At 69.3% G+C, this 14,737-nt stretch carries 11 protein-coding genes; 4 read left to right on the plus strand and 7 right to left on the minus strand.

Annotated elements, in window-relative coordinates; all coding sequences use genetic code 11:
* Positions 1-6 precede the first annotated feature (6 nt).
* Positions 7-687: a GntR family transcriptional regulator gene (locus tag JYG37_RS06940; protein ID WP_050011563.1), complete on the minus strand. Its 681-nt coding sequence runs from the start codon at positions 685-687 to the stop codon at positions 7-9.
* A gap of 280 nt (positions 688-967) precedes the next feature.
* Between JYG37_RS06940 and JYG37_RS06945 the strand changes: the two genes are divergently transcribed.
* Positions 968-2,158: a gamma-glutamyl-gamma-aminobutyrate hydrolase family protein gene (locus tag JYG37_RS06945; RefSeq protein WP_050011561.1), complete on the plus strand. Its 1,191-nt coding sequence runs from the start codon at positions 968-970 to the stop codon at positions 2,156-2,158.
* A 115-nt stretch (positions 2,159-2,273) separates the two neighbouring features.
* The gene (locus tag JYG37_RS06950) at positions 2,274-2,978 is read left to right on the plus strand and encodes a DUF2968 domain-containing protein (protein ID WP_050011560.1); all 705 of its coding nucleotides are present in this window, start codon (positions 2,274-2,276) and stop codon (positions 2,976-2,978) included.
* Positions 2,979-3,056: 78 nt separating this feature from the next.
* On the opposite strand, the gene JYG37_RS06955 is transcribed toward JYG37_RS06950, so the two are convergent.
* On the minus strand, positions 3,057-4,025 hold the full coding sequence (locus tag JYG37_RS06955; protein WP_050011559.1) for a hypothetical protein: 969 nt from the start codon (positions 4,023-4,025) through the stop codon (positions 3,057-3,059).
* A 353-nt stretch (positions 4,026-4,378) separates the two neighbouring features.
* Between JYG37_RS06955 and JYG37_RS06960 the strand changes: the two genes are divergently transcribed.
* Complete coding sequence (locus tag JYG37_RS06960) at positions 4,379-5,674, plus strand: MFS transporter (protein WP_050011558.1); 1,296 nt, start codon at positions 4,379-4,381, stop codon at positions 5,672-5,674.
* An 81-nt stretch (positions 5,675-5,755) separates the two neighbouring features.
* Here the strand turns inward: JYG37_RS06960 and JYG37_RS06965 are convergent, their stop codons facing one another.
* On the minus strand, positions 5,756-7,591 hold the full coding sequence (locus tag JYG37_RS06965; RefSeq protein WP_414590542.1) for a tetratricopeptide repeat protein: 1,836 nt from the start codon (positions 7,589-7,591) through the stop codon (positions 5,756-5,758).
* 130 nt (positions 7,592-7,721) lie between these two features.
* Between JYG37_RS06965 and JYG37_RS06970 the strand changes: the two genes are divergently transcribed.
* Complete coding sequence (locus tag JYG37_RS06970; RefSeq protein ID WP_213345972.1) at positions 7,722-9,365, plus strand: FAD-dependent monooxygenase; 1,644 nt, start codon at positions 7,722-7,724, stop codon at positions 9,363-9,365.
* A gap of 8 nt (positions 9,366-9,373) precedes the next feature.
* On the opposite strand, the gene JYG37_RS06975 is transcribed toward JYG37_RS06970, so the two are convergent.
* Genes JYG37_RS06975 through JYG37_RS06990 form a run of 4 tightly spaced genes read right to left on the minus strand, consistent with a single transcriptional unit; the run spans position 9,374 to position 14,676 of the window.
* Positions 9,374-9,625 (minus strand): formate dehydrogenase subunit delta, encoded by a 252-nt coding sequence (locus tag JYG37_RS06975; protein WP_050011555.1) that lies wholly within the window; start codon positions 9,623-9,625, stop codon positions 9,374-9,376.
* Positions 9,626-9,632: 7 nt separating this feature from the next.
* Positions 9,633-12,584, minus strand: a complete 2,952-nt coding sequence (gene fdhF / locus JYG37_RS06980; protein WP_050011554.1) for a formate dehydrogenase subunit alpha — start codon at positions 12,582-12,584, stop codon at positions 9,633-9,635.
* Between the two features lie 17 nt (positions 12,585-12,601).
* Complete coding sequence (locus JYG37_RS06985; RefSeq protein WP_124595023.1) at positions 12,602-14,179, minus strand: formate dehydrogenase beta subunit; 1,578 nt, start codon at positions 14,177-14,179, stop codon at positions 12,602-12,604.
* Positions 14,176-14,676 (minus strand): NAD(P)H-dependent oxidoreductase subunit E, encoded by a 501-nt coding sequence (locus tag JYG37_RS06990; RefSeq protein WP_089488256.1) that lies wholly within the window; start codon positions 14,674-14,676, stop codon positions 14,176-14,178. Before JYG37_RS06990 ends, JYG37_RS06985 begins: the two co-directional genes overlap by 4 nt.
* Positions 14,677-14,737: the final 61 nt, after the last annotated feature.

Below are 14,737 nucleotides of genomic sequence, written 5' to 3' on the forward strand. Positions count from 1 at the left end.
GGCGGCTCAGGGGCGAAGATGTTGAAGAAGCGTGGAGCGGAACGAATCGATATGGCTTTCGACGGCCGCGCGCGCACCGGCGGCGTCGCGCGCGGACAGCCGGTCGAACAGCGCGCGGTGCTCGTGCTGGACGTCGGCGAGATGGTGCGGTTCGGACAGCGTGACGAACCAGAAGCGCAGCGAGCGCTCGTGCAGCGCGCGCAGGATGTCGGCGAGGACCGCATTGCGCGCGGCTGCGGCGATCGTCTGATGAAACGCGCGGTCGAGCTCCATCATGCCCTCGACGTCGTGCATGTCGACGCAGGCCTGCCCGTCGTCGAGCAGCGTGGCCAGGCGCGCGAGATCGTCGGGGGTCGCATGGCGCGCGGCGAGTTCGGCGCAGTGCGCTTCGTTGACGCGCCGCACGTCGATCACCGCGACGATGTCGTCGAGCGACAGCGGCTGCACCATCAGGCCCTTGCGCGGCATCACGGACAGCAGCCCTTCGAGCACGAGCCGATGCACGGCCTGATGCACCGGCGTGCGGCCGATGCCCGTGCGTGCGACGAGGTCGGCTTCGTTCAGCGCGGCGCCCGGCTTCAGGCGCATCGTGATGATGTCGCGCTGGATCAGCGCGTACGCGCGGTCGGCGAGGCTGGCTGGCGACGCGGCGGCCCGGTCGCGGGTGAGGTCGGTCACGGTACTCATGCCGGTGGCGGCGCGGCGGCCGGGAGGGGCGCGATCATGGCGCGGAGGCTCGGAAAGCGTGGACGATCGCTGGATATTATTGTGATATATCAGTAGTGTCCAGCGCCAGCGAGGCCGGGCAATCGGTGCCGACGCGCGAGCGGCGTCGTTCTGCGGCGTGCGTGGCCGCCGACTTGCAACAATATCGACAGGATGTTGCAGGTTTGCCGCGCGATCGTGCACTGAAGCATAATGAATCCTCGTCTATCCCTACGCGCGAGCGACGCATCAGACTATCGTCATGAGCGAAAACACGCCTTCCCCGGCCGGTCTGCCCGGCACCTCTTCCGCTTCTTCCGATTCCCCCCGTCCCGATCCGGCGAAAACGCCCGATGCGCCGGCCACGCAGGCCGCCGCGGAGCATGTCGCCGATGACGGCGCGTCGCCCGTCACGGCTGCATCCGAACCCGGTGCGCCCGGTGCGGCAGGCGCCGTCGGCGATGGCGCGGCCGCGCCCGCGCCGCTGAAGCCAGGCGCACCGCCGCCCGGATTCGGCGCGCCGCCCGATTTCGACACGCCGCGGCCGCCGCCCGCGAGCGCGCAGAATGCGCCGCCCGCCTATCTGAAGCAGAGCGACACGCCGTGGTCGGTGTTCGGCCGGATCGTCGCGGCGCGTGCGCGGCGGCTGTTCGACCGCGCCGGCCAGCGCATCACGCAGCGCACGCTGCGCATCGGCGTGTCGGCGCGGATCTTCCATCCGGAGCCGGGCGCGAAGGGGCTGCGCGGCAAGACGCTGCAGTATCTCGAGGAATCGATCGCCCACTGGGTGATGTCGCGCGACGTGCTCGTGTTCATGATTCCGACCGTCGGCCATCAAGGCATGATCCATCCGAGCAACATCCGCCTGCGCGATTACGCGAAGCATCTCGACGGCCTGCTGCTGCAAGGCGGCGCCGACGTGTCGCCGCAAACCTATGCGGCGTCGGATGCGCGTCCCGAATGGCCGGGCGATCGCGTGCGCGACATGTACGAGCTCGAACTGCTGCACGAATTCGTCGAGTCCGGCAAACCCGTGCTCGGCGTATGTCGCGGCTGCCAGCTGATCAACGTCGCGTTCGGCGGCTCGCTGTACCAGGACATCGCGACCGACGTGCCGACCGCGCACGCGCACGTGAGCGAGCATTACGACCAGCATCGTCACGCGATCCGCTTTCCCGATTCGTCGACGCTCGCGAGCATGTTCCCGGGGCGCAGCGAAGCGATCGTCAACTCGATTCACCACCAGGCGATCCGCGATCTCGGCCGCGATCTGAACATCGAGGCCGTGTCGGCCGGCGACGGGATCATCGAAGGCATTCGCCATCGCCGTTCGCCGTTCGTCGTCGGCGTGCAGTGGCATCCGGAGTTCCATCGCGCGGGCGGTTCCGAACTGCTCGACTGCACGCCGCTGCTCGACGCGTTTCTGCGCGCGGCGCGCGAAACGCGTCTGTAGCACGCCGTATTTTCCGTGCTGAACGAAGGCCGGCCGCATCCCGATTAATTCGAGATGCGGCCGTTTCGTTTTGCACGATAATCGCGAGTCCCGATTCGTTCGCCGGAGTCTGACGTTGGCTTTCCGAAATTTCTCCCCTGCACGATGCGCAACGTGGATCGTTGCGCTGGCTGCCTGCGCGCAAGCGGGCACGGCCTGGTCTACCGACGCGACCGCACCCGTCGCCGGTACGCGTCCGGCGGTCACGAGCCTGAGCGGCAGCGCGGCGCCGGCGCCGGCGCCGGCGGCGTCGGCCGCGACGGACGCCGCCGTGCAAGGCAACGTCGCCGAGCTGACGCAGATGCTGCACGACGGCCGGATCGTCGAGATGCGCACGACGTACAACGGCAGCTACGGTGCGAGCCTGATGTTCGATCCGCGCGAGATGACGTATTACGTCGCGCTGTTCCAGGACAAGAACCTGTGGCGCGTGATTCGTTCGCAGGAAAAGACGCGCGCGGAGATGGTGTACGCGAATTTCGTCCAGCAGACGGCGCAGCTCGCCGAGATCGAGATCCGCCGGACCGAGCTGCAGGCGCAGAAGGCATTTCTCGAACGCGTGATCGCGCTGCAGGCGAATCGTGCGCAGCAGTTGCAGGCCGATCTGAGCGTCGCGCGCAGCCAGCAGGCCGAAGTCGCGCAGCGGCAGAAATCGGCGCAGGAGCAGGCGCAGGCGCTGCAGGTCGAGAAGCGGGCGGCGCAGTTGCAGTTGCGCGATCTGCAGGAGCAGGTGCGGCAACTCGAGAAGCAGACCGAGACGGGGCTGCCCGTGCACAAGTAACGTGTCGTCGAGCGGACGAAACGAGACGAGCGAAAACCCGGCGAAGCGATCTTCGCCGGGTTTTTTATTGCGCGGGCGTCAATGCGCGAACGCGTCCGGCACGTCGGTCACGCGGCGGTGCGACAGGTGCGACGTCCAGTCGACGCCGGCCGGCGGGTGCGCCGGCCGGGCCGGCTGCGCGGCGCGCAGCGTGTTCGCCATTGCGATCAACGTGGCCGGATCGTCGAACGAGTCGCGTGTATCGCGCGTATCTGCCGTGCGCAGCGGCCGAGCGAGTCGATCGCGTGTGCCGGTGTTGGCCGCGTCGCGCTGGAACGGCGCACGCTGGAGCGGCTGATGTGCGGCGAGCCGCGGCACGACCGGCGTACGGGTCGGGGCGTTTGCCGTGCGCTGGCCGGTTGCCCGACGTGGCGAAGCAGGGGCGGCATGCCGCACGTCGGCCGTCGCTTGCGGGTGAAGCGTTGCGGGTCGAAGCGCGACGCGATGCTTGGCTGGCGGCGATTCGACCGTGTTCGCGACAGGCGTCGCCACCTTGTGCTGCGGCATCGCATGCGTCGACGTATCCGGTTGCGCCGCCGCGATACGTATCGTACCGGTCGATGTCGCGGCGTGATCGGGCGTACTGCCGGCCGCCTGGATCGCGTACGCGGGACCGGAACCCGCGGGCCGGTCGTACGTGCCGATCAGCCAGCCGATGATGCCGAGCGCGCCGATGCTCCAGCAGACGACGTACATCGCGCGCCGGTCGCGAGCGTGGCGCGCGGAATGGCGCAAGCGCCGGCCCGGGACAACTGTCGACGGGACAGGCAGCCCGGCCGAAGCCGGCAGCGACGCCGCCACGGATAGCGGCTGCCATCGGCACTCGCGGTGCGGTCGGTCGACATCGATGCAGGACGTCGTCAGCGTCGCGAGGCAGTTCCTGCCAGGCCCTGCGCCGGGTGCGCCGCGAAATCGCCATTCGCGGCCGAACGGCGGGACGTGGTCGAGCGGGGTGGCGCGAGGGCGGGCGAGCGCGCCTTCGACCGGGACGAGGGGCGATGGGATCATGGCAGGGGCGTCGTGCGACACGGGCATCCGTGCCGGCGCGGCGTGAAAATGTCGTCGCAAATCGTGACATTGTGGTCAGCCGGCGAAGGTCGGTCGATCAGATCGATCTGATTCTTGTGTCCGCTTCGGGGCGACTTGTACGAGGCGGACATCGCGACGTCGGTGACAGGGGCGCTACAAGGCAAATGTCGGGTTGCCGTGGCATGATTCGCGGATCATGCCGGCGGCGCGCCGTTACGCGCCGTGCCGCCGGCGGGCAGCGATGCCCGTGCGCGTCGGCCCGACCCGGCGCGGCGCGCGTCGCCGGATCCATGCGGCGCGGTATTCGCGCCATCCGAGCTGAGCGAGAAACCATGTCCACAGCGTCGCCTGCCATCGCGCAGGAATCGAAAGTCCGCACCGTCTTCCGGGTCGTCAGCGGCAACTTCCTGGAAATGTACGACTTCATGGTCTACGGGTATTACGCGTCGGCCATCGCGAAAACGTACTTTCCGAGCGGCAACGCGTTCGCGTCGCTGATGCTGTCGCTGTCGGTATTCGGCGCGGGCTTCCTGATGCGACCGGTCGGCGCGATCGTGCTCGGCGCGTATATCGACCATCACGGCCGCCGCAAGGGGCTGATCCTGACGCTCGGGCTGATGGCGATCGGCACGCTCGCGGTGGCCGCGATACCGGGCTATGCGACGATCGGCGTGCTCGCGCCGGTGCTCGTGCTGCTCGGCCGGTTGTTGCAGGGCTTCTCGGCGGGCGTCGAACTCGGCGGCGTGTCGGTCTACCTGTCGGAGATCGCGACGAAGGGCCACAAGGGGTTCTATACGTCGTGGCAGTCGGGCAGCCAGCAGGTGGCCGTCGTGTTCGCCGCGTTCGTCGGCGTCGTGCTGAACCGCGCGCTGCCGGTCGAGGAAATGACCGCGTGGGGCTGGCGCATTCCGTTCCTGATCGGCTGCCTGATCGTGCCGTTCCTGTTCCTGATCCGCCGTTCGCTGAAGGAGACCGACGAATTCCTCGCGAAGCGCCACCGCCCGACGATGGGCGAGATCATGCGCTCGATGCTCGACAACTGGGGCGTCGTGGTGGCCGGCATGGGGATGGTGATCATGACGACGGTGTCGTTCTACATGATTACCGCGTACACGCCGACGTTCGGCAAGGAAGTGCTGCATCTGTCGTCGCTCGATGCACTCGTCGTGACCGTCTGCGTCGGGATCTCGAATCTCGTGTGGCTGCCGCTGTCCGGTGCGCTGTCCGACCGTATCGGCCGCCGCCCGGTGCTGATCGCGTTCACCGTGCTGACGCTGCTGTCGGCTTACCCGGCCGTGCGCTGGCTCGTCGGCGATCCGTCGTTCCTGCGGCTGCTCGCGGTCGAGCTGTGGCTGTCGTTCCTGTACGCGTCGTACAACGGGGCGATGGTCGTCGCGCTCACCGAAGTGATGCCGGCCGACGTGCGGACGGCCGGTTTCTCGCTCGCGTACAGCCTGGCCACGACGATCGGCGGCTTCACGCCGGCGATCTCGACGCTGCTGATCCACCAGACCGGCAACAAGGCGGCGCCGGGGCTGTGGCTGAGTGTGGCCGCGATCTGCGGCTTGATCGCGACGCTCGTGCTGTACCGCACGTCCGACGCGCGCAACCAGTACAAGTCGGCCTGACGGCGGCCGGCATAGTGCGCGACGTCGGCCGCGGATCACCTTGAACAAGGGAGCGCAATGCGCTCCCTTGTTCGTTTGCGGTCATGCTTCGCGCAGCATGTCGGCCACCGTGGCCGCCACGTCGGGCCACGCGCCCGGCGCAGGCTGGCGCGCGATGCTGGCGCGCGCATACCACGGGCAGTCGTCGCCGGTGAACCAGCGCCAGTCGGGAGCGAACGGCAGCATGACCCACAGCGGCTTGCCGAGCGCGCCCGCGAGGTGCGCGACCGCCGTGTCGATCGTGACGACGCCGTCGAGGCGCTCGACCAGCGCGGCCGTATCGGCAAAGTCGTTCAGCCGGCCGTCGAGACGATGCACGCGCGGATGCGCATCGACGCGCGCGCGTTCGTCGTCGTCGAGCGCGGGCTGCAGCACGATCCAGTCGATGTCCGGCAGCGCGAGCAGCGGCGCGAGCGCATCGAACGGCATCGAGCGGTTTTCCTGCGCCTGTCGGCGCCCCGACCACGCGAGGCCGAACTTGCGCTTCGACTGCCCGCCGAGCGAGCCGCGAAAGCGCCGCCGGGCGCCGTCGGGTGCATCGAGGTAGCGCGAGCCGACGATGTCTTCCGGCTGAAGCCCGAGCAGGAACGGCAGGCTCATCAGCGTGCAGGCGACGTCCGCGGCCGGCGGCTTCGCGGCGCCTTGCGGGACGAGCGTCACGCGCCAGCGCGCGGCGGCCGGCGTCAGCAGCGCGACGAGTTCCGGCTGGACTTCGAGCACGACGCGCGCGCAGCGTGCGCGCACCTGCGGCACGAAGCGGACGAACTGCAGCGTGTCGCCGAACCCCTGTTCCGCGCGGATCAGCAGCGTGCGCGACGTAATCGGCTCGCCTTGCCAGCGCGGCAGCGCGCCGAGCGGCGTCGCGCCGGGCGTCTCGTGACGCGCTTCGTACGCGGGCAGGCCGCGCGTGAAGTCGCGCAGCGTCAGCAGCGTGACCGCGCGATGCAGCCGCGCGAGCGTGAGATCGGGCGCGACGCGCAGCGCCTGGTCGAATGCGCGCAGCGCCATCTCGTGCGCGCCGAGCGCGTGATGTGCGTTGCCGAGATTCAGCCACGCGAGCCCGAACGACGGATCGAGCCCGACGGCGCGCTCGTAGTAGGGCAGCGCGTCGCGGTGGCGCGCCTGCGCGCAGAGTGCGTTCGCGAGCCCGAACAGCGCGAGCGGAAACGGCGGGTGCAGTGCGAGCGCGGCTTCGAACGCCGCGGCCGCCTCGGCATGCCGGCCGACCGCATCGAACGTGTTGCCGAGATTGAAATGCGCGGCGACGAACCGCGGCTGCGCGGCGATCGCAGCCTGGAAGTGCGCGATCGCATCGTCGGCGCGACCCATCGCGCTCAGCGCCATCGCGAGGTTGTTGTGCGCGCCCGCATGGCCGGGCCGTAGCTCGAGCGCGCGACCGAACGCGGCGAGCGCGTCGTCGTGGCGGCCGAGCGCGTTCAGCGCGTTGCCGAGATTGTTGTGGATCGATGCGTCGTCGGGCGTGAGCCGCAGCGCACGGCCGAACGCGTCGATCGCATCGTCGTGACGCTGCAGCGCCGCATACGCGTTGCCGAGGTTGTAGTGCGCGAGCGGGAATTCGGGCGCGAGCGTCAGCGCGTTGCGGAAGCGGTCGATCGCTTCGTCGAGCCGGCCCAGCGCTTTCAGCGCGTTGCCGAGATTGAGCTGCAGCGCGGCATCGTCCGGACGCAGCGCGACGGCGCGGCCGACGAGGTCGGCTGCCTCGGCATGCTGGCCCTGCTGGTGCCGCAGCACGCCGAACAGGTGCAGCGCGTCGGCGTTGGCAGGGTTGGAGGCGAGTGCGTGGCGATAGCCGTGCTCGGCCTCGGCGAGGCGGCCCGCGCGATGTGCGGCGTACGCCCGGTCGAATGCGGAATCCATGACGCGAAAAGGGGCGGAAAGCGCGTATTTTCCCACACCGCGCGGCGAGGCCGCGCATCGGCCGGTCGGCATATGGCCCCGTCACGCGGAGCGGCGTAGACTGGCAGGGTCGCGTGTCATCGAGGTCTCCATGGCTGACACACTATCCGATATCCCGCCCGTGCTGATCGTCGGCGCGGGGCCGACCGGCCTTGCCGCGGCGATGAGCCTCGCGCGGACTCGCGTGCCGGTGCGCATCATCGATCGTCTCGCCGCACCGGCGCCGTTTTCGCGTGCGATCGGCATCCAGGCGCGCACGCTCGAACTGCTGGAGCAGCATCGCGCGGTCGAACCGTTTCTCGCGCTCGGCCATCGCGCGCATGCGGCCGAGCTGCATGCCGACGGCCGCGTGATCGCGCGACTCGATTTCGATCCGCTGCAAACGCGCTATCCGTATCTGATGTTTCTCGACCAGAGCGTCACCGAGCGGCTGCTCGCCGAGCACCTGGCCGGAATGGGGGTGACCGTCGAACGCGGTACGGCGCTGACCGCGTGCGACACGGGCGCTACGTCGCTCGACGTGACGCTGCGCCGCGCCGACGGCCGCGACGAGTCGTTCGCGCCGTCGTACCTGATCGCCGCCGACGGCGCGCACAGCACGGTCAGGCACCTGCTCGGCCTGGGCTTTACCGGACATGCGTTCGAACAGACTTTCCTGCTGGCCGATTTCGCGGCGATACCCGACTGGTCCGACGAGGAGATCCACCTGTTCACGACGCCCGCGGGCATCGCGGGCCTGTTTCCGATGGGCGGCGGCCGTTACCGGCTCGTCGCGGACCGGCCGCCCGGCAGCGGCGCGTCGCCCGACTCGACGCCGTCGCTCGACGAATGCGACACGATCATCCGCGCGCGCGTCGGCGCATCGATCTCGCCAAGCGATCTCGCGTGGTCGTCGTATTTCCATCTCCACAGCCGGATGGTCGACCGGCTGCGTCACGGCCGCGTGTTTTTCGCGGGCGACGCCGCGCACGTTCACAGCCCGGCCGGCGCGCAGGGCATGAACACCGGCATCCAGGAGGCGTTCAACCTCGGCTGGAAGCTCGCGCGCGTGCTGCGCGCCGGTGCGCCCGAGCGGTTGCTCGACACGTATCACGCGGAGCGCCATCCGATCGAGCGCGACGTGTTGCGGCAGACCGGTTTCGTCACGCAGGTGGTCGAAGCCGAGCGCGGCGCGATGAAGCTGCTGCGCGATCACGTCGTGCCGCTGCTGGCATCGTTCGGGCCGATGCGCGACGCGCTCAGGCGCACGGTCAGCGAGCTCGGCGTGCAGTACCGGAAGAGTCCGCTCACGCTCGAGCGCGTGCTCGACGGCGGTCCGCGCGCGGGCGAGCGCGCACCCGACGCGCTCGTGCACGTGCTCGACGGGCCGCTCGGTCGCGCGCCCGGCACGGCGCGGCTATACGATCTTCACGATCCGGCGAGTTTCACGCTGTTGCTGCTGGAAGAGCCGGCGAATACCGACGCCGGCGAGGTGCCGCCGATCCCGGCCGATGCGCAGGCGCTCGTGCAGGGGCTCGAACGGATCATGCCGGAAGCGGTGCGCGTGTGGCGCGTCGCCGATGCCGAAGGCGACGGCGCCGCGGGGCTCGCGCAGGAATACGGCCGCTCGCGGCCGTCGTTCTATCTGCTGCGGCCGGACGGCTATGTCGCCGCGCGCGGGCGCACGGCGACCGACGCGAACGCGCTGCTGCGCCACTGCGAAAGCTGGTTCGCGGGCATGTCGGTATCCGCGTAGCCGCGCGCTCAGGCGGGCGCCGCGGCAGGGACGAGCGACGCGCGATGCGCGGCGATCGCATCGCGCACGATCGGCGCCGCGCGCTGTCCGGCTTCACTCGACGGATCGTCGAGCGCGGCGAGCAACGCGCGACGCATCCGCGGCTCCCAGAAGCGCCGGATATGCTCGGCGATGCCGGCCAGCGCTTCGTCGCGATCGGGCATCGATTCGAAGAACGCGCCGATCTGGTTGGCCATGTCGATCAGGTGGTCGTGGTCCATGGTTGCCTCACTTGCCCGTCGTCGCGGCGGCCGGCTCGGCGGCGCGGCGCTCGAGCAAATCGAGCTGCTCCGAGTTGAAGCGCGCATACGCTTGTTGCCAGTCGGACGGTTGCGCCACCGGCAGCACCTGCACGGCCGTCACCTTGTATTCCGGGCAGTTCGTCGCCCAGTCGGAGCTGTCCGTCGTGATCACGTTCGCCCCCGATTCGGGGAAGTGGAACGTCGTGTACACGACGCCCGGCTGCATGCGCTCGGACACCAGCGCGCGCAGCACCGTCTGCCCCGCGCGCGATTCGATGCCGACCCAGTCGCCGGTGCGGATCCCGCGGTCCTCCGCGTCGTGCGGATGGATCTCGAGGCGATCCTCTTCGTGCCACCGGACGTTTTCGGTCCGGCGCGTCTGCGCGCCGACGTTGTATTGCGACAGGATGCGGCCCGTCGTCAGGATCAGCGGATAGCGCTGTGTGACCTTCTCCGGCGTCGGAATGAACTTGGTGATCACGAACCGCCCCTTGCCGCGCACGAACGTGTCGATGTGCATGGTCGGCGTGCCTTCCGGCGCGTGTTCGTTGCACGGCCACTGGATGCTGCCGAGCGCGTCGAGCTTCTCGTACGACACGCCCGAGAAGGTCGGCGTGAGCCGCGCGATCTCGTCCATGATTTCCGACGGATGCGTGTAGTGCATGTCGTAGCCGAGCGCCTGCGACAGCAGCAGCGTGACTTCCCAGTCCGCGTAGCCCGCGAGCGGCGGCATCACCTTGCGCACGCGCGAGATCCGGCGCTCCGCGTTCGTGAACGTGCCGTCCTTTTCGAGGAACGTCGAGCCCGGCAGCAGCACGTGCGCGTATTTCGCGGTTTCGTTCAGGAAGATGTCCTGCACGACGATGCATTCCATCGCCGACAGCGCGGCCGCGACGTGCTGCGTGTTCGGGTCCGACTGGACGATGTCCTCGCCCTGGCAGTAAAGCCCCTTGAAGCTGCCGTCGAGTGCCGCGTCGAACATGTTCGGGATGCGCAGCCCCGGCTCCGGCTGCAGCGTGGCCGACCACGCCTGTTCGAACTGCGTGCGCACGACCTCGTCGCTGATGTGCCGGTAGCCGGGCAGTTCGTGCGGGAACGAGCCCATGTCGCACGAACCCTGCACGTTGTTCTGGCCGCGCAGCGGATTGACGCCGACGCCTTCGCGGCCGACGTTGCCGGTCGCCATCGCGAGGTTCGCGATGCCCATCACCGTCGTCGATCCCTGCGCGTGTTCGGTCACGCCCAGGCCGTAATAGATCGCGGCGTTGCCGCCCGTCGCGTACAGGCGTGCGGCCTCGCGCACCAGCTCGGCCGGCACGCCCGTCACGTCCGCGGTCGCCTCGGGCGAATTGTCCGCCTGCGCGACGAAGTCGCGCCATTGCTCGAACGCGCGCGTGTCGCAGCGCTCGGCGACGAAGGCGTCGGCCACCAGCCCTTCGGTGACGATCACGTGCGCCAGTGCGTTGACGATCGCGACGTTGGTGCCGGGGCGCAGCTGCAGATGATGCGTGGCCTTCACGTGCGGGCCGTCGACGACGTCGATGCGGCGCGGGTCGATCACGATCAGCTTCGCGCCTTCGCGCACGCGCCGCTTCAGCCGCGAGCCGAACACCGGATGGCCGTCGGTCGGGTTCGCGCCCATCACGACGATCACGTCGGCCTGGCCGACCGATGCGAACGTCTGCGTGCCGGCCGATTCTCCGAGCGTCGTCTTGAGGCCATAGCCGGTCGGCGAGTGGCACACGCGGGCGCAGGTATCGACGTTGTTGTTGCCGAACGCCGCACGCACGAGCTTCTGCACGAGATAGGTTTCCTCGTTCGTGCAGCGCGACGACGTGATCCCGCCGATCGAATCGCGGCCGTACTTCTGCTGCAGCTTGCGGAATTGCGTCGCCGCGTAGGTGAGGGCTTCGTCCCAGCTCACTTCGCGCCACGGGTCGGTGATCTTCTCGCGGATCATCGGCTTCGTGATGCGGTCCTTGTGCGTCGCATAGCCCCACGCGAAGCGTCCCTTCACGCACGCGTGGCCTTCGTTCGCGAGACCGTTCTTGTGCGGCGTCATGCGCACGACCTGCGTGCCCTTCATCTCGGCCTTGAACGAGCAGCCGACGCCGCAATACGCGCAGGTCGTGACGACCGAGTGCTCGGCCTGCCCGAGCTGCACGACGGATTTTTCCTGCAGCGTGGCCGTCGGGCAGGCGGCGACGCACGCGCCGCACGACACGCATTCCGACGCCATGAACGATTCGCTTTCGCCGGCGGCGACGCGCGATTCGAAGCCGCGCGCGGCGATCGTCAGCGCGAACGTGCCCTGCGTTTCCTCGCACGCGCGTACGCAGCGGTTGCAGACGATGCACTTCGACGGATCGTACGTGAAGTACGGATTCGATTCGTCCTTCGTGTCCTTCAGGTGATTGGCGCCATCGAAGCCGTAGCGCACTTCGCGCAGCCCGACCACGCCGGCCATGTCCTGCAGCTCGCAGTCGCCGTTGGCCGGGCAGGTGAGGCAGTCGAGCGGGTGATCGGAGATGTACAGCTCCATCACGTTGCGGCGCAGGGACTGCAGCCGGTCCGACTGCGTGCGCACCTTCATGCCGGCTTCGGCCGGCGTCGTGCACGACGCCGGATAGCCGCGCCGGCCTTCGATCTCGACGAGGCACAGCCGGCACGAGCCGAACGGCTCGAGCGAATCGGTCGCGCACAGCTTCGGGACGTTGACGCCGGCTTCGATCGCCGCGCGCATCACCGATGTGCCGGCCGGCACCGTGACCGGCTGGCCGTCGATTTCGAGCGTGACGTCGGTATCGGCGTACCGTTGCGGCGTGCCGTAGTCGGTCTCGTCGTGCGGATCGCGTGCGTGCGCCTGGGCGGCGCTCTTGCACGCGCATTGGCCCGAGCCGCAGCCGCCTTGGCGGACGTTGTTCGTGTCGAGGGACATGCAGGGCTCCTTCTGGGTCAGGCCGCAGCCTTGACCGGGCCCGACGCGGCATCCTTGCCGGCAGCGAGCCCGAAATCTTCGGGGAAATGGTCGAGCGCGGACAGCACCGGGTACGGCGTCATGCCGCCCATCGCGCACAGCGAACCGGCGAGCATCGTGTCGCACAGGTCGCGCAACAGCGTGATTTGCCGCTCCGACGTGTCGCCGTCGCGGATCCGCGCGATCGTCTCGACGCCGCGCGTCGAACCGATCCGGCACGGCGTGCACTTGCCGCACGATTCGATCGCGCAGAACTTCATCGCGTATTCGGCCAGCTCGGCGAGATTCGACGTGTCGTCGTGCAGCACGATGCCGCCGTGGCCGACCACCGCGCCGATCGCCGTGTACGCCTCGTAGTCGAGCGGCACGTCCCACTGGTGATCGGGCAGGTAGGTGCCGAGCGGGCCGCCGACCTGCGCGGCGCGGGCCGGCCGGCCGCTGGCCGTGCCGCCGCCGAAGTCGAACAGCAGCTCGCGCAGCGTGACGCCGAACGCGAGCTCGACGAGGCCGCCGTGACGGATGTTGCCCGCCAGCTGGAACGGCAGCGTGCCGCGCGAGCGGCCCATCCCGTAGTCGCGATAGAACGCGGCGCCGCGCGCGAAGATCACGGGCGCCGTCGCGAGCGTGATCACGTTGTTGATCACGGTCGGCTGGCCGAACAGGCCCGCGAGCGCGGGCAGCGGCGGCTTCGCGCGCACGACGCCGCGCTTGCCCTCGAGCGATTCGAGCAGCGCCGTTTCCTCGCCGCACACGTACGAGCCCGCGCCTTTCGCGACGTGCAGCTCGAACGCATGCGCGGAGCCGAGCACATGCTCGCCGAGCCAGCCGGCTTCACGCGCGCGAACGATCGCGGCTTCGAGCGTGGCGATCGCGTGCGGGTATTCGCTGCGCACGTAGATGTAGCCGACCGTCGCGCCGGTGGCGACGCCCGCGATGATCATCCCTTCGATCAGGCAGTACGGATCGCATTCCATCAGCAGGCGGTCGGAGAACGTGCCCGAGTCGCCTTCGTCCGCGTTGCAGACGATGTATTTCTGCGCGGCGCGGGCTTGCCGCACGGTACGCCACTTGATGCCGGCCGGGAACGCCGCGCCGCCGCGGCCGCGCAGCCCCGACTCGATCAGCGTTTCGCATGCGGCGTCGCCGTCGAGCGCCAGTGCGTTCTTCAGGCCGGCGAGGCCTTCGTGTTTCAGGTAGTCGTCGATCGACAGCGGATCGGTCAGGCCGATCCGCGCAAACGTGAGTCGTTGCTGGCGGGCGAGATACGGCAGCGCGTCGACGAGGCCGACACCGCTCGGATGCGCGCCGCCATCGAGCCAGTCGGCGTCGAACAGGGCCGGCACGTCGGCGGCCGACAGGTTCGCATAGCCGACGCGGCCCGCGGCCGTCCCGACCTCGACGAGCGGCTCGAGCCACAGCAGCCCGCGCGAGCCGTTGCGGACCAGTTCGATCGCGACGCCGCGCCGTTCGGCTTCGGCCGCGATCGCGGCGGCGAGCGCGTCGGCGCCGAGCGCCAGCGCGGACGAATCGCGCGGAACATAGATGCGGGTCGTCATGCGGCCTCCGGCGTGTGGGCGACCGCGTCGGCCAGCAGCGCGTCGAACTTCTCCGGCGTGACCTTGGCGTGGAGCACGCCATTGACCGTCATCGACGGCGATTGCGCGCACAGTCCGAGGCAGTAGACCGATTCGAGCGCGACGTCGTCCGGCGTGTGGCCCGCGGCCCCGTCGCCGTGCGCGGCGTCGAACCGGCAGCCCGTGCGGGCTTCCGCGTGGGCGGCGAGCGTTTCGCAGCCCATGCTGCGGCACGCTTCGGCGCGGCACATCTGGATCGTCACGCGCGCGGGCGGCGCGGTGCGGAAATGGTGGTAGTAGGTCAGGACGCCGTGCACTTCCGCGCGCGACAGGTTCAGCGCTTTGGCGAGCGGTGCGACGCAGCCCGAAGGCACGTAGCCCGCGTCGTCCTGGATCGCGTGCAGGATCGCGACGAGCGACCGGCCGGCGCGCGCATGGCGCTCGACGAGCGCGTCGGGCGCAGGGGAATTCGGGGACATCGGTTATGCTCCTCCAAAGTCTCATATGCGCTCGGAATTCATATAGTGCGCAGCGTGACTT

Origin of the sequence: Burkholderia sp. LAS2 (assembly GCF_018417615.1) — a bacterium.
Taxonomy (GTDB): Bacteria; Pseudomonadota; Gammaproteobacteria; order Burkholderiales; family Burkholderiaceae; genus Burkholderia; species Burkholderia sola.